Here is a 13,937-nt window from a genome sequence, read left to right as displayed (position 1 = left end):
ATCCCGGCCGCGTGTAGCGGGCCGGCGCCGGGCGCAGCGCCTCAGTCCCGCCGAGGAGGCGTCACCGCACCGTGCGCGGCCGGCAGCGGGCGGGCGTTCAGCCAGCCCAGCACCCGCCCGGCCGGCATGGGCCGGGAGATGTGGTAGCCCTGGGCGACGTCGCAGCCCCACTCGCGCAGGGCGGCGAGCGCATCGGCGTCCTCGACGCCCTCGACCACCATGCTCATCCCGAGGTCGCGGCTCAGCTGCAGCGTGCTGCGCACGATCGCCGCCGCCCGCGGGTCGGAGGTCAGGTGCGTGACGAAGCTGCGGTCGAGCTTGAGCTCGTCCACCGGCAGCGCCCGCAGGTAGGACAGCGACGAGTACCCGGTGCCGTAGTCGTCCACCGAGAGCCGCACGCCGAGCCGCCGCAGCCCCGCCATGACCTGCTGGCTGCGGGCGGCGTCGGCCATGAGCACGTCCTCGGTGATCTCCAGGACCAGGGCGCCGGCGGGCACCGAGCAGGCGTCCAGCAGCATCGCCACCTGCTCGGGCAGGGCGACGTCCTGCAGGTTGGACACCGACAGGTTCACCGCGACCGACAGGTCGTGGCCGTGGGTCCGCCAGGTGTGCAGGTCCCGCAGCGAGCGCTCCAGCACGCGCAGCGCCAGCCGGCGCATCAGACCGGCCTGCTCGGCCAGCGGCAGGAAGACGTCGGGGTAGAGCAGGCCGCGCTCCGGGTGGTTCCAGCGGACCAGCGCCTCCACCCCGACGACGCTGCCGGTCCGCAGGTCCAGCTGGGGCTGGTAGTGGTTGTCCAGCTGCTCGCCGTCGAGGGCGGACCGCAGCTGCTCCAGGGTCTCCAGCCGGTCGCGGGAGGCCGGGGTGCCGTCGGGTGCCCACACCTCGTAGCCGTGGCGCCCGCGCTTGGCCGCGTACATGGCGGTGTCGGCCCGGGCCAGGAGCAGCGAACGGTCCCGGCCGTGGTCCGGGCACAGGGCGATGCCGATGCTGGCGTCCACGTGCAGGGACGTCCCGTCGAGGACGAAGGCGTCGCGCAGCGCGGCGCCCAGGTCCTCGGCCACCTCGCGGGCCCGTGCGGCATCGGCGTCGGGCAGCAGGACGGCGAACTCGTCACCGCCCATGCGGGCCAGCAGGTCCGCGGGGCCCAGGGTCCGCTCCAGGCGGGGACCCACCAGGCACAGCAGGTCGTCGCCGACGCTGTGCCCGAAGCTGTCGTTGATCTCCTTGAACCGGTCGAGATCGATCATGAGCAGGGCGCAGCGCCGGTCGCGGTCGCCGTAGACGGTGGTCTCGACCGTCTCGATGAACTTGCGGCGGTTGGCCAGCCCGGTGAGCGGGTCGTGGTGCGCCTCGGTGGCCAGCTGCGCCAGGCGTTCCTGCTCGGCGGCGCGCAGCTCGGCGTTCTCCACCACCAGCGCCCCCTCGAGGGTGACCTGCCGGACGGCGTCGCGCACCGACGAGCTCCAGGTGCGGGTGGCACCGACCGATCCGGTGACCACCAGGCCCAGGAGCCGGTCGCCGGACATCAGCGGCACGCTGATGTAGGAGTTGACCTCCAGCGCCCGCACGAGCTCCGGATCGAGCAGGTCGGTGGCGGCGGCGTCCTCGACGAAGACGGCCGACTTCTCCTCGCTCGTGAGCCGCCACAGGGGGACGCCGCTCGCCGGGCGGCCGACCAGGCGGGTCTGCACCACGTGCTTGTGCTCCTCCGGCCAGTCGACGTGCCGGACCTCGCTGATCCGCCCGTCGCCGTCGACCAGGTAGGCCGCACTCCGGTCGGTGCCGGCCAGCCGCTGGACGGCGCGGGCCAGCACCTCGGCGGCCGCGGCAGCCCCGGTCACCGCCGAGCCGTCCACCAGGAGCTGCCGGACGACGCGGGCGGTCGTGAGCGACGCCGCACGGGCCTGGCTGGTGCGGGCCTGCTCGATGACGCCGCCGAGGTGCGCACCCGCGGCAGCGGCCAGCCGGCGGACGTCCTCGGAGAAGGGGCGGACCTGCGTGCTGTCCAGCGTGAGGACGCCGGCCAGGTCGGGGCCCCGGCCGAGCGGGACCGCCAGCGCGGAGGCGATGTGGAACGAGTCGGCCCACCACCCCGAGATCGACCCCGACTCGCGGTCGGCGGTCATGGGTGTGCCGGTGCGCAGCACGGTCTCGGCCAGCTCGGGGGCGACGGGCGCGTTGCGGAACTGCCGCCAGGTGGCGAGGTCCTGCCGGCCGTCGGCGTAGGCGGCCATGCGGGGGACGAGCCGGCCGTCCTCCAGCAGGAAGACGCAGGCGCGCTCGACCTCGCCGAGCTCGGCGAGCTGGCGGCAGGCCGAGCCGAGCAGGTGGTCCATCGACTGGGCCTGCGCGGCCGACTCGATCAGCTCCAGGAGTACGGCGGCCTGGGCCAGCCGGCGCTGCTGGGTGCGCCGGCTCCACGCCTCGGCCAGCGCCGCGGCGATCCGCGGGGCCACCTGGCGCAGCAGGTGGGGGGCTGCGGCCGCGGCGGGCTCCACGGTCAGGACGCCGACGACCTCGCCGCCGAGCACCAGCGGCTCGCCGTGCGCCGACCGGATGCCGACCTCGGCCAGGTGGCGGTCCTCGACGCGCCGCCCGTCGGCGTGGGCGACGATGCCCCGGCGACCGGTGACGACGGCGGAGAGGAAGGGGGAGTCGGCCAGCACGGCGGGGGTGCGCAGAGCCGGGTGCAGGGGGAGCGCGTCCCGGGTGGCGCAGCCGGACTGCCGGAACGGGACGACGAGGCCGGTCGTGGCCTCGTGCACCCACACCGACACCCGTGTCGCGCCGGAGGAGGCGCGCAGCCGGGAGAGCAGGTGCACCAGGGCGGCGTGCGCGTCGAAGGGGGACGCCGACGGCTCGGGCCGCGACGTCCCCTCTTCCTGCGTCGTCCGGGACACATGATCGAGATCGGCGCCCCGGCCGGCTGCTTGAGCGGGGGCCGGTGACCCACCCCGATGGGGGGAGACCGCCCGGAGCTGCCTCTCCCGTGCCCCGGCCGGGGGACGCGGCGGGTGGCCCGTGGCACGTCGACCGGCGCGGGAGGTGATACTAGGGGTGCATCTGACGCGACCGGCCCCGGCCGGCGCGCCGCCCGAGAGTCCCCGGGAGGGAACCCCGTGACCTACGTCATCACCCAGGCCTGCGTCGACGTTCTCGACAAGGCGTGCATCGACGAGTGTCCGGTGGACTGCATCTACGAGGGCGACAGGATGCTGTACATCCACCCCGACGAGTGCGTCGACTGCGGGGCGTGCGAGCCGGTCTGCCCGGTGGAGGCCATCTACTACGAGGACGACGTCCCGGACAAGTGGAAGGACTTCTACAACGCCAACGTGGAGTTCTTCTCCGACCTGGGCAGCCCCGGTGGCGCCGCCAAGACCGGGAAGATCGGCAAGGACCACCCGCTGGTGGCCGCGCTCCCGCCCCAGGGCGAAGGCCACTGACCGCTCCGGTCCCCGGCGCGCCCCGGGCGCTTCCGGACTTCCCCTGGGACTCCCTGGCGGGTGCACGGGCGCGGGCCGCCCAGCACCCGGGCGGTGTGGTCGACCTGTCGATCGGCACGCCCGTCGACAGCACACCCGCGGTGCTGCGCGAGGCGCTCGCCGGGGCGGCCGACGCTCCCGGCTACCCGACCGCGCTGGGCACCGCGCAGCTGCGCACGGCCGCCGCGGACTGGCTCCGCCGGCGGCTGGGTGTGCACGTGGGCGACCCGCTGGGCGCCGAGCCCTCGCTCATCCCGACGGTCGGCTCCAAGGAGCTCGTCGCACTGCTCCCCACCCTGCTGGGGCTGTCCGGTGCCGCCGGCACCGTGGTCGTCCCGGAGGTCGCCTACCCGACCTACGAGGTCGGCGCCGTGCTCGCCGGCCTGGCCGTGCACCGGAGCGACACCCCGCCGGCCGACGCGGTGACGCCTGCCCACCCACCCGTCTCGCTGGTCTGGCTCAACTCGCCGGGCAACCCCCACGGGCGGGTGCTGACCGACGACGAGCTGCGGCGATGGGTCGCCTGGGGGCGAGCGCACGGGGTGCCCGTCGTGGCCGACGAGTGCTACATCACGCTGGGCTGGGACGTGGCGCCCCGGTCGATCCTGCACCCGGAGATCGCCGGCGCGGACCACACCGGCCTGCTGGCCGTGCACTCGCTGTCCAAGCAGTCGACGGCCGCCGGTTACCGGGGCGGCCTGCTCTCGGGTGACCCGGCGCTGGTGCGCCGTGCCTGGGAGGTGCGCCGCCACCTCGGCCTGCTGGTGCCGGGGCCGGTGCAGGCCGCCATGGCCGCCGCCCTGGACGACGACGCGCACGTCGACGCGCAGCGCGAGCGGTACCGCCGGCGGCGGGACCGGCTGGCCGCGGCGGTGCGCGCGGCCGGGATGCGGATCGACCACTCCGAGGCGGGCCTCTACCTCTGGGCCACCCGGGACGAGGACTGCTGGCTCACCATCGACCGGCTGGCCACCCTCGGGATCGTCGCCGCCCCGGGCAGCTTCTACGGCCCGGCCGGGGCGCGGCACGTCCGGCTGGCGCTGACCGCGACCGACGAGCGGATCGACGCCGCGGCGGAGCGCCTGGCCGCCTGACGAGGTCAGCCGGCCGTGGCCAGGTGCGGGGCCGGGACGGGGTCCGTCTCCGGAACCGTGGACGACCGCGCATGTGAAGCGGCGTCGCGGCAATGGACCGTCTCGTCCGGCGTCGCCTGTACTCGGGTCATGACATCGGAGGCCATCCTCGTGACCGGTGGTACCCGGACCACCGGGAGTTCCGTGGTGGGCGGCCGCCGCTCCCGGGTGGAGCCCGCCGGGGAGCACGTGGCGGCGCACGTGCGACCGGCAGTGCTCCGGTGACCGGGGTGCTGGTGCACGCCGGCGCGCTGGGTGCCGGCCTCGTCTCCGGGGCCTTCAGCGTCTTCAGCCTGGTGGTGATGCCCGCCCTGGTGGCCGTCCCCTCCCCGGTGGGGGGTGGCGGCGATGCAGTCGGTGAACCGGACGGCGATCCGCCCGGTCTTCCTCACCCTGCTGTTCGGCACGGCGGTGCTGTGCCTGGCCGCCGGGGGCGCGGAGCTGGCCGGCGCCCGCCGTCCGGGCGTCCTCGCCGCGGGACCGCTCTACCTGGTCGGCGTCGTGGGCGTCACGGTCGCGGCCAACGTCCCGCTCAACGAGGCGCTCGCCCGGTGGCGGCCGGACGCCGCGGCTCCGGGGGACTGGACCCGCTGGGTCCGCCGGTGGACCTGGTGGAACGGCGTCCGGGCGCTGGCTGCCGCCCTCGCCGCCGTCCTCCTCGTCGGCCCGGCGTGACCCCCCGGGGCGGTCAGACGGGCTCGCGGTACTGGATCACGGTGCCGGGGCCGACCCGCCGCGCGGCGGTGAGGCTCAGCGTGGCGCGGCGGAAGATCTCGCCGGCCCGGCTGGCGACGTCCACCGGCGCGATGCCCGCCGCCGCGGACACCCCCGGGATGCCCAGCGCGAGCACCGCCGAGACCAGCCGGGTGGCGGCGGTCTGCGCGGCCGGCACCGGACCGGCGAGCACGATGCCGAAGTCCGCGGGCCCGCAGGAGGCCACCCAGTCGTCCCCGCGGATGGAGCGGGCCAGGAGCGTGGTGACCTGCGCCAGCGTGTCCGGCGGGGTGGGCCACCCGTCGTCACGGCGCAGCAGGCCGAGCGCGATGAGGCTGGTGGGCTGCTGGCCCGCTGCCGGCAGCTCGTCGGCCAGTCGCTGGAGCAGCGCCTCCCGGGAGGGCAGGAGGGCGGTCACGTCGGTGGGTGCGGCGGGGACCGCGCGGGGGAGGTCGTCGGACGCGATCGTCATGGCGAGGACGTCGGTGCCGCCGAGGTGTTCGTTGAGCGTCGCGCCCGCCACGTCCCCCCGCCGGGGGACCCCCGAGCGCGCCGGGACCGGGCGCCCGGCCGTCGTCAGGCGCAGTCGAGCGTCTCCGCGGCCAGGGCGGCCGTGAGCTGCTGCGCCATGCCCTCCCACTGCTGGTACAGCTCCGGATACCCCGAGCGCTGCACGGCCTGGGCCATCTCGGTCAGCCGACCCGCCTCCCACCCGGGGATGGTCACCAGCCCGTCGTAGAACTTGCCGGCGGCGTACACCGGGTCGCGCACCTGCTCGGGCGTGCCCCACCCCTGGGAGGGCCGCTGCTGGAACAGCCCCAGGGAGTCGCGGTCGCCGTAGTCGAGGTTGCGCAGCCGCGACTCCTGCTGGGCGGTGGCCAGCGCGATGACGACGGCCCGGTCGGGCAGCCCGCGTTCCCGGCCGACCCGGGCGATGGTGGCCGCGTTGGCGGCCTGCTCGGCGGTGACCGTGACCGAGCCGTCGGGCACGGTGCAGGTGCCGGTCGCGGGGGGCTGCCAGTGCCGCTCGGCACCCCAGCCCGCGCCGGCGAGGAGGGCGGCGGTCACCAGCAGCGCCGGCCACCACCGGACCAGCCCGGTGGCGCCCCCGGACCGGCCGGACCGCTGGGCCGCCGGGCGGCGGGCCGGAGGGCGCCGGCGGGGGCGGCGCGCGGTGCCGCGGCGTGCGCCGCCGTGCCCGGCGGCACGGCGGCGGGCGGCCGGCCGGGCACGGGTGGTGCTGCGCGCCCGGGCTGCGGCGTGGTGCGTCGCGGTGCGGGGGCTGGTCATCGTCCACCGACTGTAAGCGCCGTTCCCGGCCGTTCCTCGGACGCGGCCACGGTGCACGGGCGCGAGGCGCGCCGGAGGTGGGACGCGCGGGCGAGCCCTCCGGGAGGGGCTGTTCCCAGCCGGACGGCGCCGATAGCGTGTGCCCGCCGTCGAGGAGGAGCCATGGTTGACGTCCTGCTGCCCGGGATCACCGCCACGCGGGTGCCCACCCCGCGACTGACCCAGAACGTCGTGCACCCGGCCGCCGTGGAGCCGGCGGAGCTCGGCGCCGCCGGCGGCGAGGTCGTGCTCTTCGTGCACGGCAACGTCAGCTCCGCGCTCTTCTGGCAGCAACCGCTGCTGGCCCTGGCCGAGGTGACGCGCGTGCGGCCGGTCGCGGTCGACCTGCGCGGCTACGGCGACACCGATCCGCTCCCGGTGGACGCGCGCCGGGGCGTGCGCGACTGGGCCGACGACGTCGCGGCGCTGGTGGAGACCCTCGGCGTCGAGCGGGTGCACCTGGTCGGCTGGAGCATGGGCGCGGGCGTCGTCCTGCAGTACCTGCTCGACGCGCCCGCGCGGGTCGCCTCGGTGACGCTGGTGGCCCCGGTATCGCCGTACGGCTTCGGCGGCACGGCTGGGCCGGAGGGGCGCCGCCTCGCCGAGGACGGCGCGGGCTCCGGAGGCGGTGCGGCCAACCCCGAGTTCGTCGCCGCGCTCGCTGCCGGCGACACGAGCGCCGACAGCCCGACCAGTCCGCGGTCGATCCTGCGCGCGTTCTACGTGGCTCCGGGGTCCCTGCCGCTGGACCCCGCGATGGAGGACGTCTTCGTCGCCTCGATGCTGTCCACCCGCACCGGTGCCGACCACTACCCGGGCGACTCCGTGCCCAGCCCGACGTGGCCGGGAGCGGCCCCCGGGGAGCGCGGCGTGCTGAACACGATGGCGCCGACGGTCATGGACGTGTCGGGTGTCGCCGAGCTGGCCGGCAAGCCCCCGGTGCTGTGGATCCGGGGGGATGCCGACGCGATCGTGTCGGACACCTCGATGTTCGACCTGGCCCACCTGGGACAGCTGGGTGCGGTGCCGGGCTGGCCGGGTGAAGCGGTCTGCCCGCCGCAGCCGATGGTCGCCCAGACCCGCGCCGTGCTGGAGCGGTACGCCGCGGCCGGGGGCACCTACCGCGAGGTGGTCCTGCCCGGGGTCGGGCACTCCCCGCACGTCGAGCGGCCCCAGGAGTTCGTGGTGGACCTGCTGGAGCACCTCGACGTCCCCGCGGAAACGTCGGCCTGAGCCCCGCCGACATGGGCTCGTCGCACCGAGTGGCACCCGGAGGGTTCCGCGCAGGCACGACCCGATGGCCCCCTGCAGGGTCCCGCCGCGAGCGTGCGAGCGGTGGGGGGCAGGGGGTCCTTCTCCTATGTGTTCGCGTGCAGGTCGGCGTTGAGCGCGCCCCAGTTGCCGTCGCGCGGGAGCGCCTCGAGCGCGCCGCTGACGCTGTTGCGCCGGAAGAGCAGGCCGCTGCGCCCGGAGAGCTCCTTGGCCTTCACCTGGGAGCCGTCGGGCAGCGTGACCCGTGACCCGGCGGTGACGTAGCACCCGGCCTCGACGACGCAGCCGTCCCCGAGCGAGATGCCGATCCCCGCGTTGGCGCCGAGCAGGCAGCCGCTGCCGATCGAGATGACCTGGGTGCCGCCGCCCGACAGGGTGCCCATGATCGAGGCGCCGCCGCCGATGTCGCTGTCGGCGCCCACGACCACGCCGGCGCTGATCCGGCCCTCCACCATCGAGGGGCCCAGCGTGCCGGCGTTGAAGTTGACGAAGCCCTCGTGCATGACCGTGGTGCCCTCGGCCAGGTGGGCGCCGAGGCGGACCCGGTCGGCGTCGGCGATGCGCACGCCGGACGGGATGACGTAGTCGACCATCCGCGGGAACTTGTCGACGCCGAAGACGGTCACGTGGCCGAGGGCCGCACGCAGCCGGTGGGCGTTGAACGTCGCCGCCTCCACCGGCCCGGCGCTGGTCCAGGCCACGTTCGTGAGGAGGCCGAACACGCCGGTCATGTTCGCCTCGTGCGGCTTGATCCGGCGGGTGGACAGCAGGTGCAGCCGCAGCCACACGTCGTGGGTGTCCACCGGCGGCTGGGAGAGGTCGGCGATCACCGTGCGGACGGCGATGACCTCCACCCCGCGCGCCTCGTCGCGGCGCACCAGGCCGCCGTAGTCGGGCCCCAGCTCACCGGAGAGCTCGAGCGCGCCCAGGCGGGTGGTCCCCGTGGCCGCGCCCGCGGGGGCCTCGAGCCGCGGCTCGGGGTACCAGGTGTCCAGCACGGTGCCCGACGGCGTGACCGTGGCCAGGCCGGCGGCGGATGCGGAGACGGGGGCGGACGCTGCGTCAGTCACGACGACGACGCTACCCAGCGCCTCCCCGTGCCGCCGCGGCCGGTGGTGAGGGGCAGGAGCGGCCTGGCTGCAGGGACCCGGGGCGAGCGTCAGCGAGTCCTGGGGGGCAGTCAGGTCCTTTCACTAGGCTTCCTCGTCGTGAGCACACCGCCGCCGCTCGACCTGTCCGCCGACGTCCTCGCGCTCACCCGCGCCCTGGTCGACGCCCCGTCGGTGTCGGGCAGCGAGGCGGCCCTGGCCGACGCGGTCGAGGCGGCGCTGCGGGCGCTGGGCGGGCTGGAGGTCGAGCGCATCGGCGACGCCGTGCTCGCCCGCACCAACCTCGGGCGGCCGACCCGGGTGGTCCTCGCCGGGCACCTGGACACGGTGCCGATCGCCGACAACGTGCCCAGCCGGCTGGACGAGGCCACCGGCCGCCTCTACGGCTGCGGCACCAGCGACATGAAGGCCGGTGACGCGGTGATGCTGCGGCTGGCCGCCGTCTTCGGCGTCCCCGGGGCGGAGCCGGCCCACGACCTCACGTTCGTCTTCTACGACAACGAGGAGGTCGAGGCGGTGAAGAACGGCCTGGGTCGGGTGGCGCGCGAGCGGCGCGGCTGGCTCTACGGCGACCTGGCGATCCTGCTGGAGCCGACCGACGGCGAGATCGAGGCCGGCTGCCAGGGCACCCTGCGGGCCGTGCTGGCGACCAAGGGCCGCCGGGCGCACAGCGCGCGCAGCTGGCTGGGGGAGAACGCCATCCACGGGCTGGCCGGCGCGCTCGCCGTGCTGGCCGCCTACCGGCCGCGCGAGGTGGAGATCGACGGCTGCACCTACCGCGAGGGGCTCAACGCGGTGGGCATCGCCGGTGGGGTCGCCGGCAACGTGGTCCCCGACGCGGCGTCCCTCACCGTGAACTTCCGCTACGCCCCCGACCGCGACGAGGACGCCGCCGAGGCGCACGTGCGCGAGGTCTTCGCCGACGCGATCGCCGCGGGCGCGACGCTGACCGTCGTCGACAACGCCGGTGGGGCGCTGCCCGGCCTCGCGGAGCCGGCCGCCGCCGCGTTCGTGGCCGCCGTGGGCCGCCCGGCGCGCGCCAAGCTGGGCTGGACCGACGTCGCCCGGTTCGCCGCCTTCGGCATCCCCGCGATCAACTACGGGCCGGGCGACCCCCAGCTCGCCCACACGCGCGAGGAGCACGTCCTGGTCGACCGGCTGCAGCCGACCGTCGACGCCCTCACCGCCTACCTCTCCGGGAGCACCGCATGACCGCCACCCCGCCGTCCGACGGCCGACGGCCGCGGCCCACCCGCCACCGCGGCCCGATCATGCTGCGCGGCGGCGAGCCCGACCCGCAGCGGCAGGGGTCGACCACCGACCAGCGGTTGCTCGACAAGCGGGGCCCCAGCGACTGGGTGCACACGGACCCGTGGCGGGTGCTGCGGATCCAGAGCGAGTTCGTCGAGGGCTTCGGGCTGCTGGCCGAGTTGCCGCGCGCGGTCAGCGTGTTCGGCAGCGCCCGGACGCCGCGGGACCACCCGCACTACGCCACCGGCGTCGAGCTCGGGGCCGCGCTGTCCCGGGCCGGGTACGCCGTCATCACCGGGGGCGGCCCCGGGGCCATGGAGGCGGCCAACAAGGGCGCCTCCGAGGCCGGGGGCATGTCGGTCGGGCTGGGCATCGAGCTGCCGTTCGAGCAGGAGCTCAACGAGTGGGTCGACGTCGGCATCTCGTTCCGCTACTTCTTCGTCCGCAAGACGATGTTCGTGAAGTACGCGCAGGCCTTCGTGATCCTGCCCGGGGGCTTCGGCACGCTCGACGAGCTGTTCGAGGCGCTCACCCTGGTGCAGACCCGCAAGGTCACCCGCTTCCCGGTCGTGCTCATGGGCAGCGAGTACTGGTCAGGCCTGATCGACTGGATCCGCGACACGATGATCGCCGAGGGCACGATCAGCCCCGGCGATCTCGACCTGGTCACCGTGACCGACGACGTCGCCGAGGCGGTGGCGGTCATCCAGGCGGCCGAGGCGGCGCGCCAGGCAGGGGACAGCGGCGGGGGGATGCGGGCGCCCGTCGACACCCGCCCGTCCGACGCCTGACGTGCTCTCCTTCGTCCTCTTCGTGCTCGCCGTCCTGCTGGTCGGTGGCGCACTCTTCCTCGTGGCCTCGCTGCTCATGGGGCGGGGCGAGAGCCAGCCGCCGGCGGACCCGGGACGGTCGCCGGTCGAGCTGCCCGACGACCGGCGCGTGGTGGCCGACGACGTCCGGGCGCTGCGGATCGCGGTCACCGCCCGCGGCTACCGGATGGTCGAGGTCGACTGGCTGCTCGACCAGCTGGCGCAGACCCTGGACGAGCGGGACGCGGAGATCGCGGCGCTCCGCGCCGAGCTGGCCGCACACGGCCGGCAGGAGGCGCCGACCGATCCCGGCGTCGAGCGGACCGACCGGGAGGGGACGCGGGATGCCTGAGCTGGTGGAGCGGGTGGCGGTCGAGGCGCCTGCGGAACGGGTGTGGGCCGCGCTGACCGACTGGTCGCGGCAGGGCGAGTGGATGCTCGCGACCGACGTGCGGACCGTCGACGGGCCCGCGCAGGGCGTCGGCGGCCGGCTGGCCGCGCGTACCGGGCTGCCGGCGCCCGGCGGGTTCCGGTTCGGGTTCCTCGACACCATGGTGATCACGGCGTGGGACCCGCCGCGCCGGGTCGAGGTGCAGCACACCGGCCGGCTGGTGCGAGGGCCGGGCATCTTCGAGATCGAGCCGCGGGGCGAGCAGAGCACCTTCGTCTGGACCGAGCGGCTCGACCTGCCCTACGGGGTGCTCGGCCGGGTCGGCTGGGTGCTGGTCAGGCCGTTCGCCCTCCTGGGGATCCGCTGGTCGCTGCGGCGCTTCGCCGCCTTCGCCCGCACGTACTGACCTGCCGCGGGGTGGGACCGGCGATCGGTGAGGATGTGCCGGTGCGCGACGGGACGACGGAGGCGGGTTCGTGAGCCGGCGGGGCTGGGCCCTGTTCCTCACCATGTCGGTGATCTGGGGCGTGCCCTACCTGTTGATCAAGGTGGCCGTCGAGGAGGTGTCGCCGGTCGTGGTGGTCTTCGCCCGCTGCGCGATCGGAGCGGCCCTGCTGCTGCCCTGGACGGTCGCCCGCGGCCAGCTGCGCCCGGCGCTGCGGCACTGGAAGCCCCTGCTGCTGTTCACGGTGCTGGAGATGACCGGGCCGTGGCTGCTGCTCGCCTACGCCGAGCAGACCCTGTCCAGCTCGCTCACCGGTCTGCTGGTGGCCGCGGTGCCGTTCGTGGCGGCCCTGGCCGCCCGGCTCGCCGGGGAGGAGGAGCGGCTCACCCCGGTGCGGGTGCTGGGCATGGGCATCGGCGTGGTCGGGATCGCGGTCCTGCTCGGCCTGGACATCGACGGCGCGCAACTGCTGCCCCTCGTCGCCGTCGGGCTGGTGGTCGTGGGGTACGCCACGGCGCCGCTGGTGGTCAGCCGGGCCCTGCCCGAGGTGCCCGGCGTGGCCGCGAGCTCCCTCGCGCTGCTCGTGACCGCGGTGGTCTACGCGCCGTTCGCCGTCCCGCGGCTCGGCCAGGTGGCCGACGCGTCCGGGGAGGCGCAGCTGTCGCTGCTCGCCCTCGGCCTGCTCTGCACCGCGGTGGCCCTGGCCCTGTTCTTCGCGCTGATCCGCGAGGTGGGGCCGCAGCGGGCGCTGGTCATCACGTTCGTCAACCCGGCCGTGGCGGTGCTGTTCGGGGTGCTGCTGCTCGGCGAGCCGTTCACCCTCGGTCTCGCCCTGGGGCTGCCGCTGGTGCTGGTCGGCTGCGTCCTGGCGACCCGACGCGGGAAGCAGGGCCCCGAGCCGAGCGTCGAGGCGGTGGACGCCGCGGCCCGCTGAGCGGTGCGGAGCCCGCTGCCCGGCGGAGGGTCGTCGGTGGGCGGCGCTAGCGTCCGGGACGTGCAGCGCTGCGCCTGGGCCACGAGCGCCCCCGAGTACATCGCCTACCACGACGAGGAGTGGGGGGTCCCGCTCCACGGTGACGACGCGCTGTTCGAGCGGTTGTGCCTGGAGGCGTTCCAGTCGGGGCTCTCCTGGATCACCATCCTGCGCAAGCGGCCCGCGTTCCGCGCTGCGTTCGCCGGCTTCGCGATCGACGCGGTGGCCGCCTTCACCGACGAGGACCGGGCGCGGCTGATGGCCGACGCGGGCATCGTCCGGAACCGCGCCAAGATCGCGGCGGCCGTCACGAACGCCCGGGCGGCGCAGCAGCTGCCCGAAGGGCTGTCCGAGCTGCTGTGGTCGTTCGCCCCCGACGGGCCGCGTCCTCGCCCCGCCACCCTCGCCGACGTGCCGGCGACGAGCCCGGAGTCGGTGGCCATGGCCAAGGAGCTCAAGCGACGCGGCTTCGTCTTCGTCGGCCCGACCACGGCCTACGCGCTCATGCAGGCGACCGGGATGGTCGACGACCACGTCGCCGACTGCTTCCGGGCACACCCGGCCGAGGGTGCGAGGGCGGGCTGAGGTCACTCTGACGGACCTCCTGTTGGACGGAGCGCCCCCATACGGGATCATTGTCCCGGAGCTCACAGCATCGGACGCCTCGCTCCTGCCAGCAGGCAGGCGCGTGGCCGGCGAAGGAGGCACGCATGGCGGCCATGAAGCCGCGCACGGGTGAAGGTCCCCTCGAGGTCACCAAGGAAGGGCGCGGCCTGGTCATGCGGGTACCGCTGGAAGGCGGTGGGCGCCTGGTCGTCGAGCTGTCGCCCGACGAGGCGGCCGCTCTCTCGGAGGCCCTGAAGGGCGCGACCAGCTGATCTCTGCGCGGCTCCACCCCCGGGTGGCGGTGCGCAGGACACGACCCGGCCCCGGGGGGGGGGGGGGGGGGGGGGGGGGGGGGGGGGGGGGGGGGGGGGGGGGGGGGGGGGGGGGGGGGGGGGGGGGGGGGGGGGGGGGGGGGGG

General features: G+C 75.7%; 16 protein-coding genes. 12 read left to right on the top strand and 4 right to left on the bottom strand.

Translation table 11 applies throughout. The annotated features are described in order from the left end of the window. Positions 1 to 41: 41 nt before the first annotated feature. A complete protein-coding gene (locus ACI79Q_RS18900) occupies positions 42 to 2,903 on the bottom strand; it encodes an EAL domain-containing protein (RefSeq protein ID WP_456615174.1) in 2,862 nt (953 codons plus the stop codon). Between the two features lie 219 nt (positions 2,904 to 3,122). Between ACI79Q_RS18900 and fdxA the strand changes: the two genes are divergently transcribed. The 4 genes from fdxA to ACI79Q_RS18880 all read left to right on the top strand — a co-directional run bounded on the left by fdxA (position 3,123) and on the right by ACI79Q_RS18880 (position 5,296). Continuing rightward, positions 3,123 to 3,449 (top strand): ferredoxin, encoded by a 327-nt coding sequence (gene fdxA, locus ACI79Q_RS18895; protein ID WP_012947287.1) that lies wholly within the window; start codon positions 3,123 to 3,125, stop codon positions 3,447 to 3,449. Further along, complete coding sequence (dapC, locus tag ACI79Q_RS18890) at positions 3,446 to 4,582, top strand: succinyldiaminopimelate transaminase (protein ID WP_456599743.1); 1,137 nt, start codon at positions 3,446 to 3,448, stop codon at positions 4,580 to 4,582. Before fdxA ends, dapC begins: the two co-directional genes overlap by 4 nt. 129 nt (positions 4,583 to 4,711) lie before the next feature. Then, positions 4,712 to 4,846 carry a hypothetical protein gene (locus ACI79Q_RS18885; RefSeq protein ID WP_456615173.1) on the top strand — a complete coding sequence of 45 codons (135 nt, stop codon included), beginning with the start codon at positions 4,712 to 4,714 and terminating at the stop codon, positions 4,844 to 4,846. 123 nt (positions 4,847 to 4,969) lie between these two features. Then, positions 4,970 to 5,296 carry an anthrone oxygenase family protein gene (locus tag ACI79Q_RS18880; protein ID WP_456615172.1) on the top strand — a complete coding sequence of 109 codons (327 nt, stop codon included), beginning with the start codon at positions 4,970 to 4,972 and terminating at the stop codon, positions 5,294 to 5,296. 13 nt (positions 5,297 to 5,309) lie between these two features. Here the strand turns inward: ACI79Q_RS18880 and ACI79Q_RS18875 are convergent, their stop codons facing one another. After that, positions 5,310 to 5,858: a hypothetical protein gene (locus ACI79Q_RS18875; protein WP_456613082.1), complete on the bottom strand. Its 549-nt coding sequence runs from the start codon at positions 5,856 to 5,858 to the stop codon at positions 5,310 to 5,312. A 53-nt stretch (positions 5,859 to 5,911) separates the two neighbouring features. Next, positions 5,912 to 6,625, bottom strand: a complete 714-nt coding sequence (locus ACI79Q_RS18870) for a hypothetical protein (RefSeq protein ID WP_456587301.1) — start codon at positions 6,623 to 6,625, stop codon at positions 5,912 to 5,914. Between the two features lie 162 nt (positions 6,626 to 6,787). Here ACI79Q_RS18870 and ACI79Q_RS18865 point away from each other — a divergent pair, with 162 nt between their 5' ends. Then, positions 6,788 to 7,897 carry an alpha/beta fold hydrolase gene (locus ACI79Q_RS18865; protein WP_456587302.1) on the top strand — a complete coding sequence of 370 codons (1,110 nt, stop codon included), beginning with the start codon at positions 6,788 to 6,790 and terminating at the stop codon, positions 7,895 to 7,897. A 125-nt stretch (positions 7,898 to 8,022) separates the two neighbouring features. On the opposite strand, the gene dapD is transcribed toward ACI79Q_RS18865, so the two are convergent. Beyond that, positions 8,023 to 9,006 (bottom strand): 2,3,4,5-tetrahydropyridine-2,6-dicarboxylate N-succinyltransferase, encoded by a 984-nt coding sequence (gene dapD / locus ACI79Q_RS18860; protein WP_456599702.1) that lies wholly within the window; start codon positions 9,004 to 9,006, stop codon positions 8,023 to 8,025. A gap of 138 nt (positions 9,007 to 9,144) precedes the next feature. Here dapD and dapE point away from each other — a divergent pair, with 138 nt between their 5' ends. The 7 genes from dapE to ACI79Q_RS18825 all read left to right on the top strand — a co-directional run bounded on the left by dapE (position 9,145) and on the right by ACI79Q_RS18825 (position 13,792). Then, positions 9,145 to 10,257 (top strand): succinyl-diaminopimelate desuccinylase, encoded by a 1,113-nt coding sequence (dapE, locus tag ACI79Q_RS18855; protein ID WP_456599701.1) that lies wholly within the window; start codon positions 9,145 to 9,147, stop codon positions 10,255 to 10,257. Then, positions 10,254 to 11,087, top strand: coding sequence for an LOG family protein (locus ACI79Q_RS18850; RefSeq protein WP_456587305.1), 834 nt, complete (start codon positions 10,254 to 10,256; stop codon positions 11,085 to 11,087). Before dapE ends, ACI79Q_RS18850 begins: the two co-directional genes overlap by 4 nt. A gap of 1 nt (position 11,088) precedes the next feature. After that, complete coding sequence (locus ACI79Q_RS18845) at positions 11,089 to 11,457, top strand: DivIVA domain-containing protein (protein WP_456587306.1); 369 nt, start codon at positions 11,089 to 11,091, stop codon at positions 11,455 to 11,457. Further along, on the top strand, positions 11,450 to 11,902 hold the full coding sequence (locus ACI79Q_RS18840) for an SRPBCC family protein (protein ID WP_456587307.1): 453 nt from the start codon (positions 11,450 to 11,452) through the stop codon (positions 11,900 to 11,902). Before ACI79Q_RS18845 ends, ACI79Q_RS18840 begins: the two co-directional genes overlap by 8 nt. A gap of 70 nt (positions 11,903 to 11,972) precedes the next feature. Next, on the top strand, positions 11,973 to 12,875 hold the full coding sequence (locus tag ACI79Q_RS18835; RefSeq protein ID WP_456615171.1) for a DMT family transporter: 903 nt from the start codon (positions 11,973 to 11,975) through the stop codon (positions 12,873 to 12,875). Between the two features lie 60 nt (positions 12,876 to 12,935). Then, complete coding sequence (locus ACI79Q_RS18830) at positions 12,936 to 13,499, top strand: DNA-3-methyladenine glycosylase I (RefSeq protein ID WP_456599699.1); 564 nt, start codon at positions 12,936 to 12,938, stop codon at positions 13,497 to 13,499. Between the two features lie 125 nt (positions 13,500 to 13,624). Beyond that, positions 13,625 to 13,792 carry a DUF3117 domain-containing protein gene (locus ACI79Q_RS18825; protein ID WP_012947303.1) on the top strand — a complete coding sequence of 56 codons (168 nt, stop codon included), beginning with the start codon at positions 13,625 to 13,627 and terminating at the stop codon, positions 13,790 to 13,792. Positions 13,793 to 13,937: the final 145 nt, after the last annotated feature.

This window comes from Blastococcus sp. SYSU DS0828, from assembly GCF_054050975.1.
This window is presented reverse-complemented; position numbering and strand designations above follow the sequence as displayed.